At 71.0% G+C, this 4,386-nt stretch carries 1 protein-coding gene; it reads right to left on the reverse strand.

What is annotated here, in order from left to right; translation table 11 throughout:
* Positions 1-4,323 (reverse strand): amino acid adenylation domain-containing protein (locus tag ACFV9M_RS41840; RefSeq protein ID WP_385102731.1); only part of this gene is annotated, 4,323 nt, incomplete at its 3' end.
* Positions 4,324-4,386 lie beyond the last annotated feature (63 nt).

Here is a 4,386-nt window from a genome sequence, read left to right on the forward strand (position 1 = left end):
GACATCCACCAGGAACCCGCCCACACCGGCCCACTCGCCGACCGCCCCGGCCAGCCCCGCCAGCAACACCTCGTCCACCCCGGCATGGAACGCCGTCGGGACTCCCGTCAGCAGCGCCGCCGTCACGTCCGCCGGGACGGTCACCGACACCTCGCGAACCGTCGCCCCCACATCCACACCCGGATCCAGCGGCACATCCGTCAACAGCACGCCCGGACCGTCCAGCACGGCACGCCACCCCGGCAGCTCCGCCACCCGCTCCGGCCGACCCGCCTCCGCCGCCAGCTCCCGCGCCCAGGTGCGGAACGACACCGGAACGGAATCCAGCTCCACAGGACGTCCCTCGACAAGCATCGTGAGGGCCCGCTGAAGATCGGGAAGCAGGATCTGCCACGAGACGGTGTCCACGACGAGATGGTTGGCCACCACGACCAGCCGGCCCGGCACGTCCGGCCCCGCGTCCAGCCACACCACCTGCACCATCACCCCGGCCGCCGGATCCAGACGCCCCACCGCCGCCTCGATCTGCTCCCCCACCAAGACAGCCGGATCCACCCCGACCGCATCCACCCGGGCCACCCACTCGCCAACCGAAACCGCCGACGTCTCCGGGACCACCAGCACCCCGGTCTCCGCCACCAGACGAGCCCGCAACACCTCATGCCGCTCCACCAGGGCCCGTACGGCATCGACGATCGCCTCGCGATCCAGGTTCGGGGGCACCGTCAGCACCCCCGGCTGGACGATCCGGCCCACCCGCTCGGGGCCGACCCGGTCCAGCAGCTCCCACATGACCGGGGTCAGCGGCACCTCGCCGACGCCGGTGTTCGTGCGCCGCGCGTCCCCCGGGCCGAGCGAGGCAACGGCCACCCGCGCCAGCCGCTCGGGCGTCCTCTCCTCGAATATCTGCCGTGGTGACACCGCCCAACCGGCCGCGCGAGCCCGGGAGGCAAGCTGCATCGACATGATCGAGTCACCGCCCAGCTCGAAGAACCCGTCCCCGACCCCGACCACCTCCAGCCCCAACACCTCGGCGAACAGGGAGCAGAACGCCTCCTCGGCAGGGGTCTCCGGCACACGCATATCGGCAGACGCGAGATCGGGCGCGGGCAGCGCGGCGCGGTCGATCTTCCCGTTGACCGTCAGCGGGAACGCGTCCAGGACGACGACCGCCGACGGGACCATGTACTCCGGCAGGCGCATCCCCGCGTGAGCCACCACAGCGTCCGCATCCACGTCACCGACGATGTAGCCGACCAGCCGGCCGTCCCGGACCACCACCGCAGCCCGGTCCACGCCCGGGTAGGCAGCCAGGACGGCCTCGACCTCGCCGAGCTCCACCCGGAAGCCACGGATCTTCACCTGCTCATCCGCACGCCCCACGAACTCCAACTGCCCGTCCGCCGACCAACGGGCCAGGTCCCCGGTGCGGTACATCCGCCCGTCGCCGTCGCCGAACGGGCACGCCACAAACCGCTCCGCCGTCAGATCCGCACGGTTGATGTAGCCGCGGGCCAGGCCGGACCCGGCGACGTAGAGATCACCCGTGACGCCCTCGGGGACGGGACGGAGAAACGCGTCCAGCACATAGGTTCGGACGTTGGGCAGCGGACGGCCGATCGCCGGCGGCGCGTCCTCCCCGGTGATGCCCTCCTCCAGCAGTACGGCGGTGGTGATGACGGTGGCTTCCGTGGGCCCATAGGTGTTCCACACCCGTGTGCCCGCACGCCACTTGGCCGCAAGCCCGGCCTCCAGCCGCTCCGCACCCAGCACCCAGTTCCCAACCCCCGGAACCGACTCCGGCTCCAGCACCCCCAGCAGCGACGGCACCACACTCGCCACCTCAACACCGGCCGCCTCGACCATGCGGGCGAGCGCCACACCGTCCTGACGCTCCTCAGCCGAAGCGATCGCCAACGCCCCACCGCCGGCCAACGTCACCGCCACATCCAGCACCGCCGCGTCGAAACTGAACGACGCGAACTGCAACGCCGCCACACCCGCCTCGACCCCCAGCACCGGACGCATCGCCGACGCCAGATTCGCCACCGAGGCGTGCGCCACCGCCACACCCTTCGGACGCCCCGTCGACCCCGACGTATAAATCACATACGCCATCTGGTCCCCGACAACCTCCGGCAGCTCACCCGACCCGCTCCCCAGCCCGTCCAGCCGGACGGCGTCGACGGCCTCCGACAGCCGACCCGCCGTCTCCTCCGCCACCAGCACCACCTGGGCACCACTGTCGGCCACCATGAACGCCAGACGGTCCGACGGATACTCCGGATCCAACGGGACATACGCCCCACCGGCCTTCCACACCGCCAGCATCGCCACCACCATCTCGGCGCCACGCGGCAGGCAAAGCCCCACCCGCGACTCACGCCCCACACCCCGCGCCACCAACCCACACGCCAACGCATCGGACCGCGCATCCACCTCGGCGTAGGACAGAACACGCCCCCCACACCACAACGCCGCCGCCTCCGGCGTCCGCACCGCCCACCCGCGGAACCGCTCCAGCACCGTGTCGGGCTCCGCCGGCCGAGCGGTGGCGTTCCACTCCTCCACCACCGCGGCCCGCTCGGACGCGTCCAACAAGTCGATGTCGCTCAGCCGCCTCCGCGGATCGGCCGCCATCTGCTCCAGCACCCGAACCAGGCGGCGAGCCATCCGCACGGCGCCCCGGCGCCCGAACACGTCAGAGCGGTAGTCGAGACGGATCGCGAGGCCGTCGGCCGGGGTGACCCCCAGCGCCAGGGCGAAGTTGGTCGACTCGCGGAGCTCGGTTGCCGTGACGGTGAGCCCGTCACCCAGAGGTTGGGCGTCCAGGTCCCCCGGGTAGTTCTCGAAGGCCAGCAACGTGTCGAAGGTCGCGCCCGGGCCGGCGGCCCGCTGCACCTCACTCAGCCCGACATGCTGATGGTCGAGCAACGCCGACTGCCGCGACTGAAGCGCCTCCAGCACCTCACCCACCGACCGGGACCCATCCAGGCCCACCCGCACCGGCAACGTGTTGATGAACAGCCCGAGCATCTCCTCCATCCCCACAAGCTCCGCCGGACGACCCGCCACCGTCGCCCCGAACACCACCTCACGACGACCCGTCAACTGACCCAGCACCAACCCCCACGCCAGCTGCACCACGGTGTTCAACGTCACCCCGGCACCACGCGCAACCCGCTCCAGGTTTCCCACCAGTTCGACGCTCGCGTGGTCAGCCACCCGGTCCAGGGCGATGGACGCCGTCATGCTCGACTCGGTCGGTGCGACGAGCGTCGGCTCCTCGACCGGCGCCAGCTCGGCCCTCCAGGCCTCCAACGCCGCCGACGTGTCCCGACCGGCCAGCCAGACCCAGTACGGCCGCGACGACACCGGCACACCAAGCCCGTCCGCCCGGCCACCCGCCGCATAAAGCGCCCACAACTCCCCCATGACCAGGGGAAGCGACCACCCGTCGAGAAGCAGATGATGCAGCGTCACCATCATCCGGAACCGGCCCTGACCGACGCGTACCAGCGCCACTCGCAGCAGCGGGGGCGCGGCAAGGTCGAACCGCGCGGCCCGCTCCTCGACACCCACCCGATCCGCGGCATCATCGCCCAGACCCGACACATCGACCTCGCGCCACGGCAGCTCGACCCGGTCGACCACCACCTGCACAGGACCCGCCACACCCGCCACCTGCACAAACCCGGCCCGCAACGCCGCATGCCGATCAACCAACGCCTGCCACGACGCCCGCAACCGCTCCCCGTCCACCTCACCATCGAGCGCCAGAACCATCTGCTCGACATAGACATCCACACCCTCTTCGTCGAAGAGGGAATGGAACAACAGACCCTCCTGAAGCGGCGCGACGGGAAGCACGTCCACCAACCCCGGAACAGCCGCCTCGATCTCCTCCACGCCGACCTGATCCAGCCCGACCAACGGGAAATCCGACGGCGAGTAACCACCCGCCCCGGCCCCAACACCCGCGACCAGATCGGCGAGTACGCCCGCCCACACCTCCAGCAGCCCGCGCGCCCGTCCCTCGCCCAGCAGCCGCTCCGGGAACGCCAACTTCAGCTCCAGCACCGGACCGTCCGCCGACTCGTGTACCGACCCCAGCAGCTCCAAGGCATGCATCACAGCGGCATCGGGCGCGCTTCCCGCTCCGAAGCCCTCGGCGGAACCCACACGACCCAGGTAGTTGAAGCCGATCTGCGCCGACGGCAGACCCGCCAACACCCCGGCCGTCTCCGGGTTCAGCCAGCGCAGCAGTCCGTGCCCGAGCCCGTCGCCGGGAACAGACCGCACCTGCTCCTTCACCCGCTTCACCGACGCGTCCCCGGCATCCAGCCGCACGGGACGCGAGGACGTGAACCACCCCACCGTCCGCGA

It is taken from the genome of Streptomyces sp. NPDC059895 (assembly GCF_042731035.1).
In the GTDB taxonomy this organism is placed as follows: domain Bacteria; phylum Actinomycetota; class Actinomycetes; order Streptomycetales; family Streptomycetaceae; genus Streptomyces.